A 14,986-nucleotide genomic window follows, 5' to 3' on the forward strand; every position below is an offset into this window, starting at 1 on the left:
TCAGGCGTGACCGGCGACGGTGGCGAGGCGTGACGGGTCAACGCCCATATGCGCCAGCAGCCGATCATATTTGCTTTCGAGGTCGGTGTCGAAAAGCAGTTCCTGCGGCGCGCGGCAGGTAAGCCAGCCATTGTTGGCGATCTCGTTTTCAAGCTGCCCCGCCGCCCAGCCGGAATAACCCAGGGTCATCAGGGCGCAGCGCGGGCCGCGGCCGCCGGATATGGCGCGCAGAATATCCACCGTGCCTGTCAGGCAAATCTCTTCCGAAACAGGCATGGTGGAATCCGTCAGATAATCGTCGGAATGCAGGACAAAGCCGCGGCGCATCTCCACCGGTCCGCCATTGCGCACGATGAAATCGCGGGTGCAGTCAGGCAGCATGATGGCCTGATGTTCATCGAGAACGCCGAGCTGCACGAGAATGTCGGAGAATTCCATCTCCTGGGGGCGATTGATGATCAGCCCCATGGCACCCTTTTCCGAGTGCGCACAGACGTAGATAACCGAACGCGCGAAGCGGCTGTCGTCCATTCCCGGCATCGCCAGAAGGAATTGACCATTCAGAAATCCGGTCTCTTTGTTCGCCGTTCTGAAAATATCCATCGAATAAAGGTATCAAGGATTGCGCAAATGACAACGGTTTTGAACGAGGAATTGTAAAAAGAGCCGGAATCCGGGCGCGTTCGCGCAGGATATAACGCGCGCCTCACATAGAAATGATGAGCAAATTCCGTGACATCCTTGATAAGGCCGAAAAGGCCTGCAATGGTCCGCGCATGAACACGAACACGCCCATTTTTCTCGCTGCAGCGTTGACTGTTGCGGCTTTTGCCTCGCCGTCACAGGCTGGAACCTCCGAGTGGACAAAGACACCCGGCGGCAGCGTCCGGCTGATTGTCGACAATCCCCAGAAGGGTGCGAGCGAAGTACACGGCGCGGTACAGATCAATCTCGATCCGGGCTGGAAAACCTATTGGCGCGAGCCCGGCGATGCCGGTGTGCCGCCGGAACTCGCGCTCTCCCAGGAGGGCAACATCAAAAGCTATTCGCTCGGGTTCCCTGCGCCACACCGGTTTGAGGACGGCACTTCGAAGTGGTCAGGGTACAAGAAATCCGTGGCATTGCCGGTTATCCTGACACTCGCCGACCCCTCCAAACCAGCCCAGTTCAAGGGCCATGCGTTTCTCGGCATCTGTGAGGCGATCTGCATTCCCGTCACCGCCGAATTCGATATTTCCATCGACAACAGCCCGTCGGACGCGCTGACGAAAACGCTTGTCAGCGATGCATTTGCCGCCCTGCCCGACAAGGCATCGGCTTCGTTCGGCGTGAAAAGTGCCGTGCGCCGGGATGATCATGTCAAGGTCACCGTTCAGCTGCCGACGGATCAGCCGCAGACCGACCTCTTCGTTGCCGGCGAGGGCGGCGTGACGTTCGGCATGGCGAAACTGAAAAGCCGCGAGGCGACAACCGCCGTGTTCTCGGTGCCGGTTCTCACCGGCAAGGACAAGAAGGCCGTGACGCTGAACTACACCCTGGTCCAGGGCGAGAAGGCGGTTTCAGGCAAGCTTGAGGCACAGGAATAGCACCGGTCTACCCTCGACTTTTGGTCATGCACGCCCTATCTGCATAGGGCTAATTTTGTTCATATGGAGCCAATTCATGACAATCAAGGTAGGCGAGCGTTTGCCGGACGCCACGTTCAAGACAAAATCCGATGACGGTGTCAGCGAAGTCAGCTCGGACACCCTGTTCAAGGGCAAGAAGGTGGTGCTTTTCGCTGTACCGGGTGCCTTCACCCCGACCTGCAGCATGAACCATCTGCCGGGCTATCTTGAAAACCGCGATGCCATTCTGGCGAAGGGTGTCGACACCATCGCCGTTGTCGCCGTCAACGATCCGCATGTGATGGGCGCCTGGGCCAAGGCCACCAATGGCGAGGGCAAGATTCAGTACCTGTCCGATGGCAATGCGACCTTCACCAAGGCTGTCGGCCTGGATATCGACCTTGCTGCCGGCACGATGGGCGTGCGCTCCAAGCGCTATTCCATGCTGGTTGAGGATGGCGTGGTCAAGGAACTCAACATCGAGGACTCGCCCGGTCAGGCTGTGACCTCAAGCGCAGCGACCCTGCTCGGCCAGCTGTAAACAGCGACAGAGCCAACCTATGCAAGGGGCCGGTCTGACCGGCCCTTTTGTTTGCTCAGGATTTGTTTTTGAACGGCGCCATGCCGGTTCGGGCAAGCTCGTCGGCACGCTCGTTCTCCGGATGTCCCGCGTGCCCCTTGACCCAGTGCCAGACAACCTTGTGGCGCTTGCGTGCCTCATCCAGCGCCTGCCAAAGCTCGGCATTCTTCACGGGCTTCTTGGCAGCGGTTTTCCAGCCGTTGCGCTTCCAGCCCTCGATCCAGCCGGAAATGCCATCACGGACATAGACCGAATCCGTATAGAGATCGACCGAACAAGGCTCCTTCAGCGCATTGAGCGCGGCAATGGCCGCCATCAGCTCCATGCGGTTGTTCGTGGTATCCGCTTCACCGCCGAAAAGCTCTTTCTCATTGCCGTTCCAGCGCAGGACCGCGCCCCAGCCGCCGGGGCCGGGATTGCCGGAACAGGCGCCATCGGTAAAAACCTGTATCGACTTCACGAGGCGGCACCCGCTGGCAGAAGGCCATATTCTTCAGCGGATTTGATCTGGCGATGGAAGCGCATGCGGCGGACATATTCCATCGGGTCCTTCTTGACGACGAAACTGCCCTCGGGAACGGTCAGCCAGTCATAGAGCCGGGTGAGCATGAAACGCAGCGCCGAGCCGCGCGCGAGGATGGGCAGGCTCTCCGCCTCCTCCGCCGACAGGGGACGCACGGAATTGTAACCGCGCAGCAGTGCCGTGCCCTTGGTCAGATTGAAGGAATGATCCTTTTCAAAGCACCAGGCATTCAGGCAGACCGCAACATCATAGGCGAGCAGATCCGTGCATGCGAAATAGAAATCGATCAGGCCGGAAAGCTTGTCGCCGAGAAAGAACACATTGTCCGGGAAAAGATCGGCATGGATGACACCGGCCGGCAGGTGCTGCGGCCAATGGGCTTCGAAGAAAGCCAGATCGGCTTCAGTCTCGCTGGCGAGGCCCGGCTCGACCCGGTCGGCATTGGCCTTTGAATTGTTCCACAATGGCCGCCAGCCGGCGACGGAGAGCGCGTTCTTGCGGCGCATGGGGAAATCTGCCCCCGCCACGTGCATGCGCGCCAGCGCCTCTCCCAGTGCGTGGCAGTGCTGCACCGTGGGCCTGCGCATCCACATGCCTTCAAGGAAGGTCACGATGGCGGCCGGGCGGCCCGCGAGTTCGCCGATGCTGGAACCGTTCTTCTGCCCGACGGGCAAGGGACAACTGATCCCCTTCCCCGCAAGGTGCTGCATCAGCCCCAGAAAGAACGGCAGATCATTGCTGTTCACACGCTTTTCATAGAGCGTCAGGATGTAGGAGCCCTTGCTCGTATGCAGCAGATAGTTGGAATTCTCGACGCCTTCGGCGATGCCCTTGTAGGACAGGAGTTCGCCGATGTCATAATCCCGAAGGAAGTGCGCAAGATCGATTTCGTTGATATCGGTATAGACAGCCATAATCAGTGACTTCCGTTGACGAATGCCATGTCGCCGCTGGTCAGTTCCACATCGCGCAAATCGCGCATGACATGGAAATTCTCGGTTTCGATGGTCGTCTCGGCAAGTTCAATCGACACGGAATAGCGCTCCGAAAAGGACTGGATGATTTCATCGACAATGATTTCAGGTGCGGACGCACCGGCGGAGAGGCCGACGGTGGCAATATCGCCGATCAGGTCCCAGTCGATATCCGCGGCCCGCTGCACCAGCAGCGATTGCGAAGCGCCGGAGCGCTCTGCAACCTCGACCAGCCGCTTCGAATTGGACGAATTCGGCGCACCGACGACGAGGAACAGATCGCAGCCTGGCGCTGCCGCCTTCACAGCGTCCTGACGGTTTGTCGTGGCATAGCAGATGGATTCGGCCGCCGGCGCGGTCAAATCCGGAAAGCGGCTCTGCAATGCGGCGATGATCCCGGCGGTGTCATCGACCGACAGCGTCGTCTGCGTGACGAAACCGAGGTTCTTCGGGTCCGCCGGCTGGTACTTCTCAGCGTCTTCGATGGTTTCGATCAATGTTACCGCGCCCTCCGGCAATTGCCCCATCGTTCCAATGACTTCAGGATGACCGGAATGGCCGACCAGAATGACGTGGCGCCCAAGCCGCTGATGGCGCATGGCCTGCTTGTGCACCTTGGAGACAAGCGGACAGGTGGCATCGAGATAAAACAGGTTCTTGTGTTCCGCGTCTTCCGGCACCGACTTCGGCACGCCGTGCGCAGAGAAAACCACGGGCTGGCTGCGATGTTCTGCCGGGATTTCGTCGAGTTCTTCGACGAAAACGGCACCGCGCGCCTGCAGGCCCTGCACCACATAGCGATTGTGCACGATCTCATGCCGGACATAGACCGGTGCGCCATATTTCTTCAGCGCCAGGACGACGATCTGGATGGCGCGATCCACCCCGGCGCAAAATCCGCGCGGTCCGCACAGGCGGATTGTCAGTGGTTTCTTGTCAGCCATGGTCATAGGTCTCGCGGAAGTCGAAGCGTTGGATGTGCCCATGGAATTGGGCGGCAATCAACGGGAAGTCAAGTCCGAAGGTTGAGTTTCTGCTTTGTCGCCCTGCCTGCGCCGCACCATGGAGATGATCACGATGGTCAGCAGTGTCGCCGCCAGACCATACCACGTGACCGCATATTGCAGATGGCTGTTGGGAAGATCGATGATGGTGACACCGCCGATGGGAAAGCCGCCGGGATTGGGCGTTTTATCAGCATCGATGAAGAACGGCACCAGCTGTTCGGGATTGATGCTGGACTGCGCCGCCATAACGGGCAGGTCTTTCCAGAAATAGATGTTCTTGACGAGATCATTATCAGGAAGAATGGAGGACGGTTTTCCAGCCAACGGATTGCGCGCAAGCCCGGTGACGGTCACCGGTCCCGCCACTTCGCCCTGTTGGCGTGTCGACGCATTCTTCTGGTCGTAGGGCACGAAGCCGCGGTTGACGAAAACCGCCCGGCCATCGTCGAGTTGCAGCGGGGTATAGATGAAGTAACCGGAATAGCCCTCATAAGTGGCAAAGAAATGCCGCTCGCGGTCATTGAGCAGACGCCCGGTGACTGTCACGGGACGGTACTCGACATCATGGTCCTGCGCCCATATCTTTTCGATCTCCGCCAGCGGCTGCGGTGCGGAATGGGTGCGCGCGGCGATGGTTGCCAGCAGCGCTTCCTTCCATTGCAGGCGTTCCACTTGCCAGGTACCGAGCCCGATCAGAATGACAAAGAGAATAGCGCTGAGGCTCAGCGTGATCCATGGAAACCGGGCAGGCCTTGCTGGCATTGCAACATCACTCATGGGCAGCGGGAATATCAAGGCGCCCTTCCGCAGCCTTGTGTTTGTATTGAAGGGCAATCAGGACACCTTTCATCCAGCGCAGAGCCGTCAGGCAAAGCACAAGCGCCAGCGGAATCCACAGGATGAAATGCACCCAAAGCGGCGGATCGAGCGTGACTTCCATCCACAGCGCCAGTCCGACGACGATGAACCCGATCAGCAACATCACCAGCACGGCCGGACCATCGCCCGAATCGATAAAGGAATAATCGAGCCCGCAGCTGGAGCATTGCCGGGCCGGTGTCAGAAAACCATCGAACAGCTTGCCCTGCCCGCAGCGGGGGCAACGCGCCTTGACGCCCGCAGTGAACGGGTCAACTGGCGGATAAAGGGCTCTGTCTTCACTCATGGGTTGGTCTCGATCGGTGTTCCATCCTGGACCAGCGCCCAGATTTCATCCATTGCGCGATTAGTGACGCCATTGCACCCCTCTGTCCAGTCGATAAGTTGAAGCACCCGCCCCTCGTTGAGATTGTGCCCAAACAATAAGGGCGGCCATGTTTCCATGACCGCCCTCTTTATTTCTGTTTGCAGCGGCTTGCTTATTCGACGGCCAGCGTCGCACCCCATGAGGCCCAGACGTAGATCGAGAAGAACAGGAACAGCCAGACCACGTCGACGAAGTGCCAGTACCAGGCGGCAGCCTCGAAGCCGAAATGCTTCTGCGGGGTGAAATCGCCGCGCATGGCGCGCAGCAGGCAGACCAGCAGGAAGATCGTTCCGATGATCACGTGGAAGCCGTGGAAACCCGTGGCCATGAAGAAGGTCGCGCCGTAGATCGAATCCTTGAACGCGAACGGTGCGTGCATGTACTCGTAGCCCTGCACGAACGAGAAGAGCATGCCGAGCAGGACAGTCAGCGTCAGGCCGGTGATCAGGCCCTTGCGGTCCTTGTGGATCAACGCATGGTGCGCCCAGGTGACCGTCGTACCGGACAGCAGCAGGATGATGGTGTTGTACAGCGGCAGGTGCAGCGGATCGAGAACTTCGATGCCCTTGGGAGGCCAGTGACCACCGGTGAATGCCGCACGGGCAACCTGCTCTGCCTCGCCCGGGAACAGGCTGGCATCGAAGAAGGCCCAGAACCAGGCAACGAAGAACATCACTTCCGACGCGATGAACATGATCATGCCATAGCGCAGGTGCAGGGAAACGACGCGGGTGTGGTGCCCTTCCTTGCTCTCCCGGATGGTATCCGACCACCAGCCGAACATGGTGTAGAGAACGATGGCCAGGCCGATGAAGAACAACCATGGCTGTGCCAGGTTATGCCCAAAGAGCGGCAATTCCCCGCCGCTGTGGTAGCGCATGTAAGCGATGCCGCCGATAGCCATGACAAAAGCACCGACAGAGCCTAGGAACGGCCATGGGCTTGGGTCGATAATGTGGTAGTCGTGGTTCTTTGTGTGCGCTTCGGCCATTTTAACCCCCGCAAGTTCTATTCATCTGTTTAGCCACTGACAAAATGTCAGCGCAAGTTCAAAGCTGTCCCGACGGCTTGTCTTTCTTCACGTCCGCACTGGCGGCAACCGGTGCCGGCATCGCGATCGGAAAGAATGTGTAGGACAGGGTAATCGTGTTGACGCCCTTCAGTTCTTCCGAATTGACGATATCCGGATCGACGAAGAAAACGACGGGCATCTGCATGTCTTCGCCCGGCTTCAGGACGGTGTCGGTGAAGCAGAAACATTCCACCTTGTTGAAATAGGCACCTGCCGCTTGCGGCGTGACATTGAAGGCTGCACGGCCGGCAGACGGCTTGTCCAGCTTGTTGATCGCTTCGTAGTGAATGAGCTTGGTCTCGCCAATGTTCATCGTCACTTCGCGCTGCACAGGCTTGAACTGCCACGCCAACCCGTCTGAGGTATTGGCGTCGAAGCGAACCGTGATCTTCTTGTCGAGGATCGTGTCGGACATCTGCTCGACCCGCTGGGTCGTGCCGCCATAACCGGTGACCTGACAGAACATGGCGTAGAGCGGCACGGCCGCAAAAGCCATGCCAACCATGCCGAAGAAGAAGGCAAGGCAGGAAATCGCGATTGTCCGGTCGGAAACCCGACGCTTTGGCGCAGGCGTGCTATCCGCCGCTGGTATCTGGTTATCTTCCACAGGAGCGCTCATCACATCTGCCGTTCGAGAATCCTGGCACCGAGCTTGGCCCATGTGCCGACATAAACGAGGATTACAAACGCGGCCAAGGCCAGGGCAAGCGCGATGGAGCGGCTGCGCTGCGCCCTTTTCTGTTTGGGTGTCAGTGTAACGCGATCATCACTCATGTCATGCACCTGCCAGGAAAAGTGCTTTGCGCACAAGGATTTCGCCGAGAAGTACGGCATAGAGACTGAAAAGATAGAAGATCGAGAAAGCGAACATCTTCTTCGCCGGCTTGATCATCGGCGCGCCAACCGGCGCACGCCAGACGGTCCAGGCGTAGAAAAGGAACATTGCTCCGGCGCCGATGGAAAACACGCCATAGACAATGCCGGCAAAGCCCATGACCCATGGCAGCACGGCAACCGGCGCCACCAGCAGCGTATAGAGGAAAATCTGGAACTTCGTCGACGCTTCGCCCATGACATTGGGCATCATCGGGATTTTGGCTTTCTCGTAATCGTCCGACATGAACAGCGACAGCGCCCAGAAATGCGGCGGCGTCCACAGGAAGATGATGAGGAAAAGCACGATGCTTTCGATGCCGACCGAATTGGTCACGGCAGCCCAGCCGATCATCGGCGGAAATGCACCCGCAGCTCCGCCGATGACGATGTTCTGCGGCGTCGAGCGCTTCAGCCACATCGTATAGACCACCGCATAGAAGAAGATGGTGAAGGCCAGCAGGAACGCCGAGAGAAGATTGACGAAAAGGCCGAGCGTGACCACCGAGAACGCGGACAGCAGCAGACCGAAGGTCAGCACCTCTTCGCGCGTGATCCGGCCGGCCGGAATGGGACGGTTGGCGGTGCGCTTCATCACGGCATCGATATCGGAATCGTACCACATGTTCAGCGCGCCCGAGGCTCCGGCACCAACGGCGATGCAGAGAATGGCGATAACACCGAGAATGGGATTGATATGACCGGGCGCGGCCATCATGCCGACAATGGCGGTGAAGACAACCAGTGACATCACGCGCGGCTTGAGCAAGGCAATATAGTCCGACGCATTGGCTTCAGACAGGCCAATCGCGGTATCTACGGTTGCGTTTTTCTCAATCAGGGCCATTCGATCAGTCTTGTTGTTTCGGTCGTTTCAACTTGAAGATGCCCGGGCCGCTGGGTTCAGCGGCCCGGTTGTATTGTTACTTGATGCGTGGAAGCTGTTCCCACTGATGGAACGGGGGCGGCGAAGACAGCTGCCATTCCAGTGTGGTCGCACCTGGACCCCAGGGGTTGGCGCCGGCTTCACGCTTCTTGGCAAAAGCCTCGAAGACACCGAAGAGGAAGATCAGCACGGCAACACCGGAGATATAGGAACCGATGGACGATACTTCATTCCAGCCGGCGAATGCATCGGGATAGTCGATGTAGCGGCGCGGCATGCCGGCAAGTCCGAGGAAATGCTGCGGGAAGAACACCAGGTTAACACCGACGAACATCACCCAGAAGTGCGTGTGCGCAATGGTGTGGTTGTACATGTAGCCGGTCATCTTCGGGAACCAGTAGTACCAGCCCGCGAAAATTCCGAACACAGCACCCAGCGACAGCACGTAATGGAAGTGCGCGATCACGTAGTAGGTGTCATGCATCGCACGGTCGAGACCGGCATTGGCCAGCTGCACGCCCGTCACACCACCAACGGTGAACAGGAAGATGAAGCCGATTGCCCAGACCATCGGCGGCTTGAACTCGATGGAACCGCCCCACATGGTTGCGATCCACGAGAAGATCTTCACGCCCGTCGGCACCGCGATGACCATCGTCGCGAAGACGAAGTAACGCTGCGTGTCGAGCGAAAGACCGACGGTGTACATATGGTGCGCCCAGACGATGAAGCCGACAACACCGATGGCAACCATGGCATAGGCCATGCCGAGATAACCAAAGATGGGCTTGCGCGAGAAGGTCGAGACGATGTGGCTGACGATGCCGAATGCCGGCAGGATCATGATGTACACTTCGGGATGACCGAAGAACCAGAAGAGATGCTGGAACAGCAGCGGATCACCGCCACCTTCCGGCGAGAAGAACGTCGTGCCGAAGTTGCGGTCGGTCAAAAGCATGGTGATGCCGCCTGCCAGAACCGGCAGAGCCAGCAGCAGCAGGAATGCGGTGATCAGCACGGACCAGGCAAACAGCGGCATCTTGTGCAGCGTCATGCCGGGGGCACGCATGTTGAAGATCGTGGTGATGAAGTTGATCGCACCCAGGATCGACGATGCACCGGCAATGTGCAGCGACAGGATGGCAAAATCCATCGCCGGGCCGGGCTGGCCGGTTGTCGAATACGGCGGATAGATGGTCCAGCCGCCACCCGTGCCGTAGCCGCCGGCAGGACCCGGAACGAACATGGACAGGAGGAGCAGAAGCAGCGCGGGCGGAAGCAGCCAGAACGAGATGTTGTTCATGCGCGGGAAGGCCATGTCAGGCGCACCGATCATGATCGGAACCATCCAGTTGGCGAAACCGCCGATCAGCGCAGGCATGACCATGAAGAAGATCATGACCAGACCATGTGCCGTCGAGAACACATTGTACATCTGCTTGCCACCATCGATGGCGGCATCACCCTGGAAGCCGTAGACCATCGATGCAAGACCGCTGAAAATCTGGATGCCGGGCTGCTGAAGCTCGGCACGCATGGCGATCGAAAGACAACCACCAATGATGCCGGCAACGATCGCGAAGATCAGATAGAGCGTGCCGATATCCTTGTGGTTGGTCGAATAAACCCAGCGCGTCCAGCCTGTCGGCTTATGGGCGCCATGGTCCTCGTGAGCTGCAGAACCTGCCATCAAAGTGCTCCCGTTCCTCAATAATTCGCGTCAACCAGCTCAGTTGCCGGCTACGTTTATGTTCTTGTCTGCGTCGATTTTAGCGGTGAGTGTCTTGTATGCGCCTGGAAGATTCTTCCCGGCAGCAGCAAACCACGCATCATACTGGCTTTGCGAAACCACATGGATCGCAATCGGCATGAACGCATGATCCTTGCCGCAAATCTGCGAGCACTGACCATAATACATGCCTTCCTTGTCTGCCTTGAACCATGTTTCATTGCTGCGGCCGGTGACGGCATCCATCTTGACGCCGAAGGCCGGCATCGAGAAGGAGTGGATCACGTCGGCACCCGTCACCAGAAGACGAACGGTTGTGTTCACAGGAACAACCATTTCATTGTCCACGGCAAGCAGACGGGGATAGGCCTTGCGGTCTTCCTTGCCTGCGGCAGCGCGATCGGCATCTTTGAGCATGACGGAGTCGAAGGAGACCGGTGCATCACCCACCTGGTATTCATATCCCCAATACCACTGGTAACCCGTCGCCTTGATCGTCATCTTGGCTTCTTCGGGCGAATACTGCGCGGTGAGAAGCTGGAAGGAAGGAATTGCCAGGAACAGAAGAATAACAACCGGACCAACGGTCCAGACCACTTCCACCGCCGTGTTGTGGCTCGTCTTGGACGGAACCGGATTGGCACTGGCGCGGTAGCGAATCATGACCCAGCCCAGAAGGACCATCACGAACAGTGTAATCGGGACGATGAACCACAATGTATAGTGCTCGAACCAGATGATCTGCTCCATAATGGCAGACCCTGCCGGCTGGAACGTCATCTGCCAAGGCTCAGGCTGTGCAGCATATGCAGTACCGGCACTTAACAGGCCCCCCAGGACACCCATCAGCGTGACAATGTTCTTCTTCACCTAGAAATCTCCCGAATGAAGCTTCAATTCCATACGTTAAGACCGGGCTTCAAAAGTGGCCCGGCGATATGCCGCGTTCAAATCACACATTAGCCTACATCGCAAGGAAGGCGAACGTGATGCCGTGCGGCATTTTTGCGCGCAGCGCGCTGCCTGTGGATGACAGCATCTTGTAAAGACGTATCTTTTTTCACTTTCCGGACGATTTTGACCAGCGACACGTGTAGGGCTCACAATCCGGCCATTTTTGCATTACACCAGAGATGACAGAGCCGCTGTATGCTGGGGAGTGTTTGAGCGGTATTCTTTTCATCCGGGCCGTGGCGGTTTAACGTCTGGATGATTCGTTTTGGAGCCTACATGTCCTCTTTCGCGCTACGTAGCATCGCCCTCGGTCTGCTTTCCCTGTCCATTGCCGGTTTTTCCGGCGGTGCCATGGCAGCGCAGCAGAGCGGCACGGTCAAATCCACTCACGGCGCATGGTCGATCCTGTGCGACACGCCGGCAGGCGCGAAATCGGAGCAATGCGCCCTGATTCAGAATGTCGTCGCGGCGGATCGCCCGGAAATGGGTCTTTCGGTCGTGGTGCTCAAAACCGCCGACAACAAGGCCAAGATCCTGCGCGTGCTTGCACCGCTCGGTGTGCTCCTGCCCAACGGGCTTGGCCTGAACGTGGATGGCAAGGATATCGGCCGCGCCTATTTCGTCCGCTGCTTCGAAGACGGCTGCTATGCGGAAGTCATCCTGGAAGATCAGCTGGTCCAGACTTTCAAGACCGGCAAGGCCGCAACCTTCATCGTCTTCCAGACGCCGGAAGAAGGCATCGGTATTCCCGTCGAACTCAATGGATTTGGCGAAGGTTTCGACGCCCTCCCCTGATTGCTCCATAAGTTTTCTGTTGTAGCGGGCCGGGCGAGGCCCTACATCCGCTTCATAACCACCTGAACGGATGAACGATCATGAAAAGCCTCATCGACAGTTTTGACGCACCGCGCGAAAAAATCCTTGAAACCGTCAAGCAAAGCCTTGATGGTGCCGATGACGGCGAGCTTTTCATCGAATACCGGGAATCGGAAGGTCTTGCCTTCGACAATGGCCGTCTGAAGAACGGTACCTTCAATCAGGATCAGGGATTTGGCCTGCGCGCCGTTGCCGGTGAAGCTGTCGGCTATGCGCATGCGGGCGAGCTTTCGCTGGGCGCGCTCAAGCGTGCCGCCGATGCGGCCTCAGCCGTGCGCACCGGCTACGCCGGCGCCTACACCGCTGCCCCGCCCGGAACCAACCGCAGCCTTTACGGCGACGAGAACCCGATTGGCTCGCCCAGCTTCGAAGCCAAAGTCAAACTGCTGCAGGAAATCGACGCCTATCTGCGCGCCAAGGACCCGAAGGTCCGGCAGGTCAGCGTTTCGCTGGCAGGATCGTGGCAGCAGGTCGAAATCCTGCGTGCCGACGGGCATTTCGTCCGCGATATCCGCCCCATGGTCCGGCTCAACGTGTCCGTTGTCGTCGGCGATGGCGACCGCCAGGAAAGCGGCAGCTATGGAGCAGGCGGGCGCAAGGGTTTTGGCGAGTTCATCACTGCCGAAAAATGGCAGCATGCGGCGGATGAAGCGCTGCGCCAGGCTCTGGTCAATCTCGAGGCCATTCCTGCCCCGGCAGGAACATTCGATATTGTCCTGTCCAATGGCTGGCCCGGTGTGATGCTGCACGAAGCGGTCGGCCACGGGCTCGAGGGCGACTTCAACCGCAAGAAGACATCGGCCTTTGCCGGCCTGCTCGGTCAGAAAGTGGCATCGAAGGGCGTTACCGTCGTCGATGACGGGACGATTTCCGAGCGTCGCGGCTCGCTGACCGTCGACGACGAAGGCATGCCGACCAACAAGACCGTTCTCATCGACGACGGCATTCTCGTCGGCTATATGCAGGACCGGCAGAACGCGCGCCTGATGGGTATGCAGCCCACCGGGAACGGACGCCGCGAATCCTATGCGCACGCGCCGATGCCGCGCATGACCAACACCTACATGCTCGACGGTGACAAGACGCCGGAAGAAATCATCGCCTCGGTCAAGAACGGCATCTATGCGGTTTCGTTCGGCGGCGGCCAGGTGGATATCACCTCCGGCAAGTTCGTGTTCGGCTGCACCGAGGCCTACATGATCGAGAACGGCAGGATCGGCGCGCCGGTCAAGGGCGCAATGCTCATCGGCAATGGCCCCGATGCCATGCAGCGCATTTCCATGATCGGCAACGATCTGCAGCTCGACACGGGCATGGGCAATTGCGGCAAGGGCGGCCAGTGGGTGCCGGTCGGCGTCGGCCAGCCACACCTGCGCATGGACCAGATGACCGTTGGTGGAACGGCGGTCTGAACCGCCGTTCTCCTGTCTATTTCTTCGAGAGCAGTGCCACGGCTTCGACATGCGACGACCAGAGAAACTGGTCGATCGGCACGACGCGGTCGATCTTGTAGCCGCCCTTGACGAGGATGCTCAGATCGCGCCCGAGCGTCACCGGATTGCAGGACACCGCAGCCACTTTCGGCACATTCGATTTTGCAATCTCGATGGCCTGGGCTTCCGCACCGGCGCGCGGCGGATCGAAGACCAGTCCGGTATAGGGCGCAAGCTCGCGTGCCAGAAACGGCCGGCGGAACAGATCACGGCGCTCGACACTGACCGGCTTCAAGCCCTGAACATGACGCGCGCCACGATCCAGCGCATCAATCGCCATCTGATCGCTTTCCACCGCGTGAACGGAGGATTTTTCGGCAATTCTGAACGCGAATGTGCCGGAACCGCAGAACAGATCGAGGGATTTCTTTGCCTTGGCGAGATGCGCGGCCACCAGCGCAGCCATGGTCTCCTCCGCGTCGACCGTCGCCTGCAGAAATCCGCCGGGCGGCAGATAGACCGGAACCTTGCCGAAATGCACCAGCGGCTTTTTCGGCTCGACGATGATTTCACCCTCGAAGCTCAACCGGGCAAAACCCTTTTTCAGAACAAGGTTCGTCAGGGCATGCCGCTTGGCGGCATCAGGCGCGCCGCATCCCGATGCAGTGATGTCGAGCCCGGAGGCAGTGGCGGTGACAGTCAGCTTGAACGGCTTCATGCCGCCACCCAGCACCGCAACGACCTCGCGCAGGTCATCCAGCCGTGAAACGATTTCCGGAACCGTGACAGCACATTCGGTGATGTCGATGAGTTCGTGGCTCTGGTGTCTGTTGAAGCCGAGCACGGCACCATGGTCACTGGTGCGGACGGCAAAAACGGCCCTACGGCGGGTCTGCGGCGCGCAGGGCACGAGCGGATCGAGCTTGAACTGCAATCCGCGCCCGCCGAGCGCGTCCTGCACCAGCGAACGCTTCCAGTCCTGATAGGCGCTGTCCTGCCAATGCTGGAGCGCGCAACCGCCGCATTCCTCAAAATGGCGGCAGGCGGGATCGATCCGCTCCGCCGATGCCTCGAGCAGGGCCATCATCGTCGCACGGCCGTTTTCCAGCGCGACATTGGCGACCTCGCCGGGCAGCGAGAACGGCACATAGACACTCCCTGCCGTCGTTGCGGCAATGCCATCGCCACCGGCGCCCATCCGCTCAATTGTTACGCGCGTGCTCATC

The 14,986-nt window shown here is 59.0% G+C and carries 17 protein-coding genes; 4 read left to right on the top strand and 13 right to left on the bottom strand.

The annotated features are described in order from the left end of the window. Complete coding sequence (locus RDL77_RS16675) at positions 1-603, bottom strand: YqgE/AlgH family protein (protein ID WP_223611527.1); 603 nt, start codon at positions 601-603, stop codon at positions 1-3. A gap of 116 nt (positions 604-719) precedes the next feature. Here RDL77_RS16675 and RDL77_RS16680 point away from each other — a divergent pair, with 116 nt between their 5' ends. Further along, the gene (locus RDL77_RS16680; protein ID WP_288193816.1) at positions 720-1,586 is read left to right on the top strand and encodes a protein-disulfide reductase DsbD domain-containing protein; all 867 of its coding nucleotides are present in this window, start codon (positions 720-722) and stop codon (positions 1,584-1,586) included. Between the two features lie 76 nt (positions 1,587-1,662). Continuing rightward, positions 1,663-2,148 carry a peroxiredoxin gene (locus RDL77_RS16685; RefSeq protein WP_223611529.1) on the top strand — a complete coding sequence of 162 codons (486 nt, stop codon included), beginning with the start codon at positions 1,663-1,665 and terminating at the stop codon, positions 2,146-2,148. Between the two features lie 55 nt (positions 2,149-2,203). Here RDL77_RS16685 and rnhA read toward each other — a convergent pair whose 3' ends face one another. The 11 genes from rnhA to coxB all read right to left on the bottom strand — a co-directional run bounded on the left by rnhA (position 2,204) and on the right by coxB (position 11,343). Then, positions 2,204-2,647, bottom strand: coding sequence for a ribonuclease HI (rnhA, locus tag RDL77_RS16690; protein ID WP_223611530.1), 444 nt, complete (start codon positions 2,645-2,647; stop codon positions 2,204-2,206). Beyond that, positions 2,644-3,624, bottom strand: coding sequence for a homoserine kinase (locus RDL77_RS16695; protein ID WP_223611531.1), 981 nt, complete (start codon positions 3,622-3,624; stop codon positions 2,644-2,646). Before RDL77_RS16695 ends, rnhA begins: the two co-directional genes overlap by 4 nt. A gap of 2 nt (positions 3,625-3,626) precedes the next feature. Next, positions 3,627-4,634, bottom strand: a complete 1,008-nt coding sequence (gene ispH / locus RDL77_RS16700; protein WP_223611532.1) for a 4-hydroxy-3-methylbut-2-enyl diphosphate reductase — start codon at positions 4,632-4,634, stop codon at positions 3,627-3,629. A gap of 51 nt (positions 4,635-4,685) precedes the next feature. Beyond that, positions 4,686-5,453, bottom strand: coding sequence for an SURF1 family protein (locus RDL77_RS16705; RefSeq protein WP_223611533.1), 768 nt, complete (start codon positions 5,451-5,453; stop codon positions 4,686-4,688). Positions 5,454-5,460: 7 nt separating this feature from the next. Further along, a complete protein-coding gene (locus RDL77_RS16710) occupies positions 5,461-5,856 on the bottom strand; it encodes a DUF983 domain-containing protein (RefSeq protein WP_223611534.1) in 396 nt (131 codons plus the stop codon). A 193-nt stretch (positions 5,857-6,049) separates the two neighbouring features. Then, a complete protein-coding gene (locus RDL77_RS16715) occupies positions 6,050-6,928 on the bottom strand; it encodes a cytochrome c oxidase subunit 3 (RefSeq protein WP_223611535.1) in 879 nt (292 codons plus the stop codon). 58 nt (positions 6,929-6,986) lie between these two features. Further along, positions 6,987-7,628, bottom strand: coding sequence for a cytochrome c oxidase assembly protein (locus RDL77_RS16720; protein ID WP_223611536.1), 642 nt, complete (start codon positions 7,626-7,628; stop codon positions 6,987-6,989). Then, entirely contained in the window at positions 7,628-7,783 is a 156-nt protein-coding gene (locus RDL77_RS16725; RefSeq protein ID WP_165401776.1) for a hypothetical protein, read from the bottom strand. The genes RDL77_RS16720 and RDL77_RS16725 overlap by 1 nt, the downstream gene beginning before the upstream one ends. A gap of 1 nt (position 7,784) precedes the next feature. Beyond that, the gene (gene cyoE, locus RDL77_RS16730) at positions 7,785-8,729 is read right to left on the bottom strand and encodes a heme o synthase (protein WP_223611537.1); all 945 of its coding nucleotides are present in this window, start codon (positions 8,727-8,729) and stop codon (positions 7,785-7,787) included. 76 nt (positions 8,730-8,805) lie between these two features. Then, on the bottom strand, positions 8,806-10,458 hold the full coding sequence (gene ctaD / locus RDL77_RS16735) for a cytochrome c oxidase subunit I (RefSeq protein ID WP_223611538.1): 1,653 nt from the start codon (positions 10,456-10,458) through the stop codon (positions 8,806-8,808). 39 nt (positions 10,459-10,497) lie between these two features. Then, complete coding sequence (coxB, locus tag RDL77_RS16740) at positions 10,498-11,343, bottom strand: cytochrome c oxidase subunit II (protein WP_223612379.1); 846 nt, start codon at positions 11,341-11,343, stop codon at positions 10,498-10,500. Positions 11,344-11,727: 384 nt separating this feature from the next. Here coxB and RDL77_RS16745 point away from each other — a divergent pair, with 384 nt between their 5' ends. After that, a complete protein-coding gene (locus tag RDL77_RS16745; protein WP_223611539.1) occupies positions 11,728-12,246 on the top strand; it encodes an invasion associated locus B family protein in 519 nt (172 codons plus the stop codon). 80 nt (positions 12,247-12,326) lie between these two features. Continuing rightward, entirely contained in the window at positions 12,327-13,739 is a 1,413-nt protein-coding gene (tldD, locus tag RDL77_RS16750) for a metalloprotease TldD (protein ID WP_288193818.1), read from the top strand. A 16-nt stretch (positions 13,740-13,755) separates the two neighbouring features. Here the strand turns inward: tldD and RDL77_RS16755 are convergent, their stop codons facing one another. Then, a complete protein-coding gene (locus tag RDL77_RS16755; protein WP_223611541.1) occupies positions 13,756-14,985 on the bottom strand; it encodes a class I SAM-dependent RNA methyltransferase in 1,230 nt (409 codons plus the stop codon). Position 14,986 lies beyond the last annotated feature (1 nt).

The sequence above is a fragment of the uncultured Phyllobacterium sp. genome (assembly GCF_902479695.1).
GTDB classification, from domain to species: Bacteria; Pseudomonadota; Alphaproteobacteria; order Rhizobiales; family Rhizobiaceae; genus Phyllobacterium; species Phyllobacterium calauticae.

Coding starts and splice junctions, on each gene's coding strand:
- RDL77_RS16755 (WP_223611541.1), bottom strand. CDS start 14,985: ATGAGCACGCGCGTAACAATTGAGCGGATGGGCGCCGGTGGCGATGGC.
- RDL77_RS16685 (WP_223611529.1), top strand. CDS start 1,663: ATGACAATCAAGGTAGGCGAGCGTTTGCCGGACGCCACGTTCAAGACA.
- RDL77_RS16725 (WP_165401776.1), bottom strand. CDS start 7,783: ATGAGTGATGATCGCGTTACACTGACACCCAAACAGAAAAGGGCGCAG.
- ctaD (WP_223611538.1), bottom strand. CDS start 10,458: ATGGCAGGTTCTGCAGCTCACGAGGACCATGGCGCCCATAAGCCGACA.
- RDL77_RS16745 (WP_223611539.1), top strand. CDS start 11,728: ATGTCCTCTTTCGCGCTACGTAGCATCGCCCTCGGTCTGCTTTCCCTG.
- ispH (WP_223611532.1), bottom strand. CDS start 4,634: ATGACCATGGCTGACAAGAAACCACTGACAATCCGCCTGTGCGGACCG.
- RDL77_RS16680 (WP_288193816.1), top strand. CDS start 720: ATGAGCAAATTCCGTGACATCCTTGATAAGGCCGAAAAGGCCTGCAAT.
- cyoE (WP_223611537.1), bottom strand. CDS start 8,729: ATGGCCCTGATTGAGAAAAACGCAACCGTAGATACCGCGATTGGCCTG.
- RDL77_RS16710 (WP_223611534.1), bottom strand. CDS start 5,856: ATGAGTGAAGACAGAGCCCTTTATCCGCCAGTTGACCCGTTCACTGCG.
- coxB (WP_223612379.1), bottom strand. CDS start 11,343: ATGGGTGTCCTGGGGGGCCTGTTAAGTGCCGGTACTGCATATGCTGCA.
- RDL77_RS16720 (WP_223611536.1), bottom strand. CDS start 7,628: ATGAGCGCTCCTGTGGAAGATAACCAGATACCAGCGGCGGATAGCACG.
- RDL77_RS16705 (WP_223611533.1), bottom strand. CDS start 5,453: ATGCCAGCAAGGCCTGCCCGGTTTCCATGGATCACGCTGAGCCTCAGC.
- RDL77_RS16715 (WP_223611535.1), bottom strand. CDS start 6,928: ATGGCCGAAGCGCACACAAAGAACCACGACTACCACATTATCGACCCA.
- RDL77_RS16675 (WP_223611527.1), bottom strand. CDS start 603: ATGGATATTTTCAGAACGGCGAACAAAGAGACCGGATTTCTGAATGGT.
- tldD (WP_288193818.1), top strand. CDS start 12,327: ATGAAAAGCCTCATCGACAGTTTTGACGCACCGCGCGAAAAAATCCTT.
- RDL77_RS16695 (WP_223611531.1), bottom strand. CDS start 3,624: ATGGCTGTCTATACCGATATCAACGAAATCGATCTTGCGCACTTCCTT.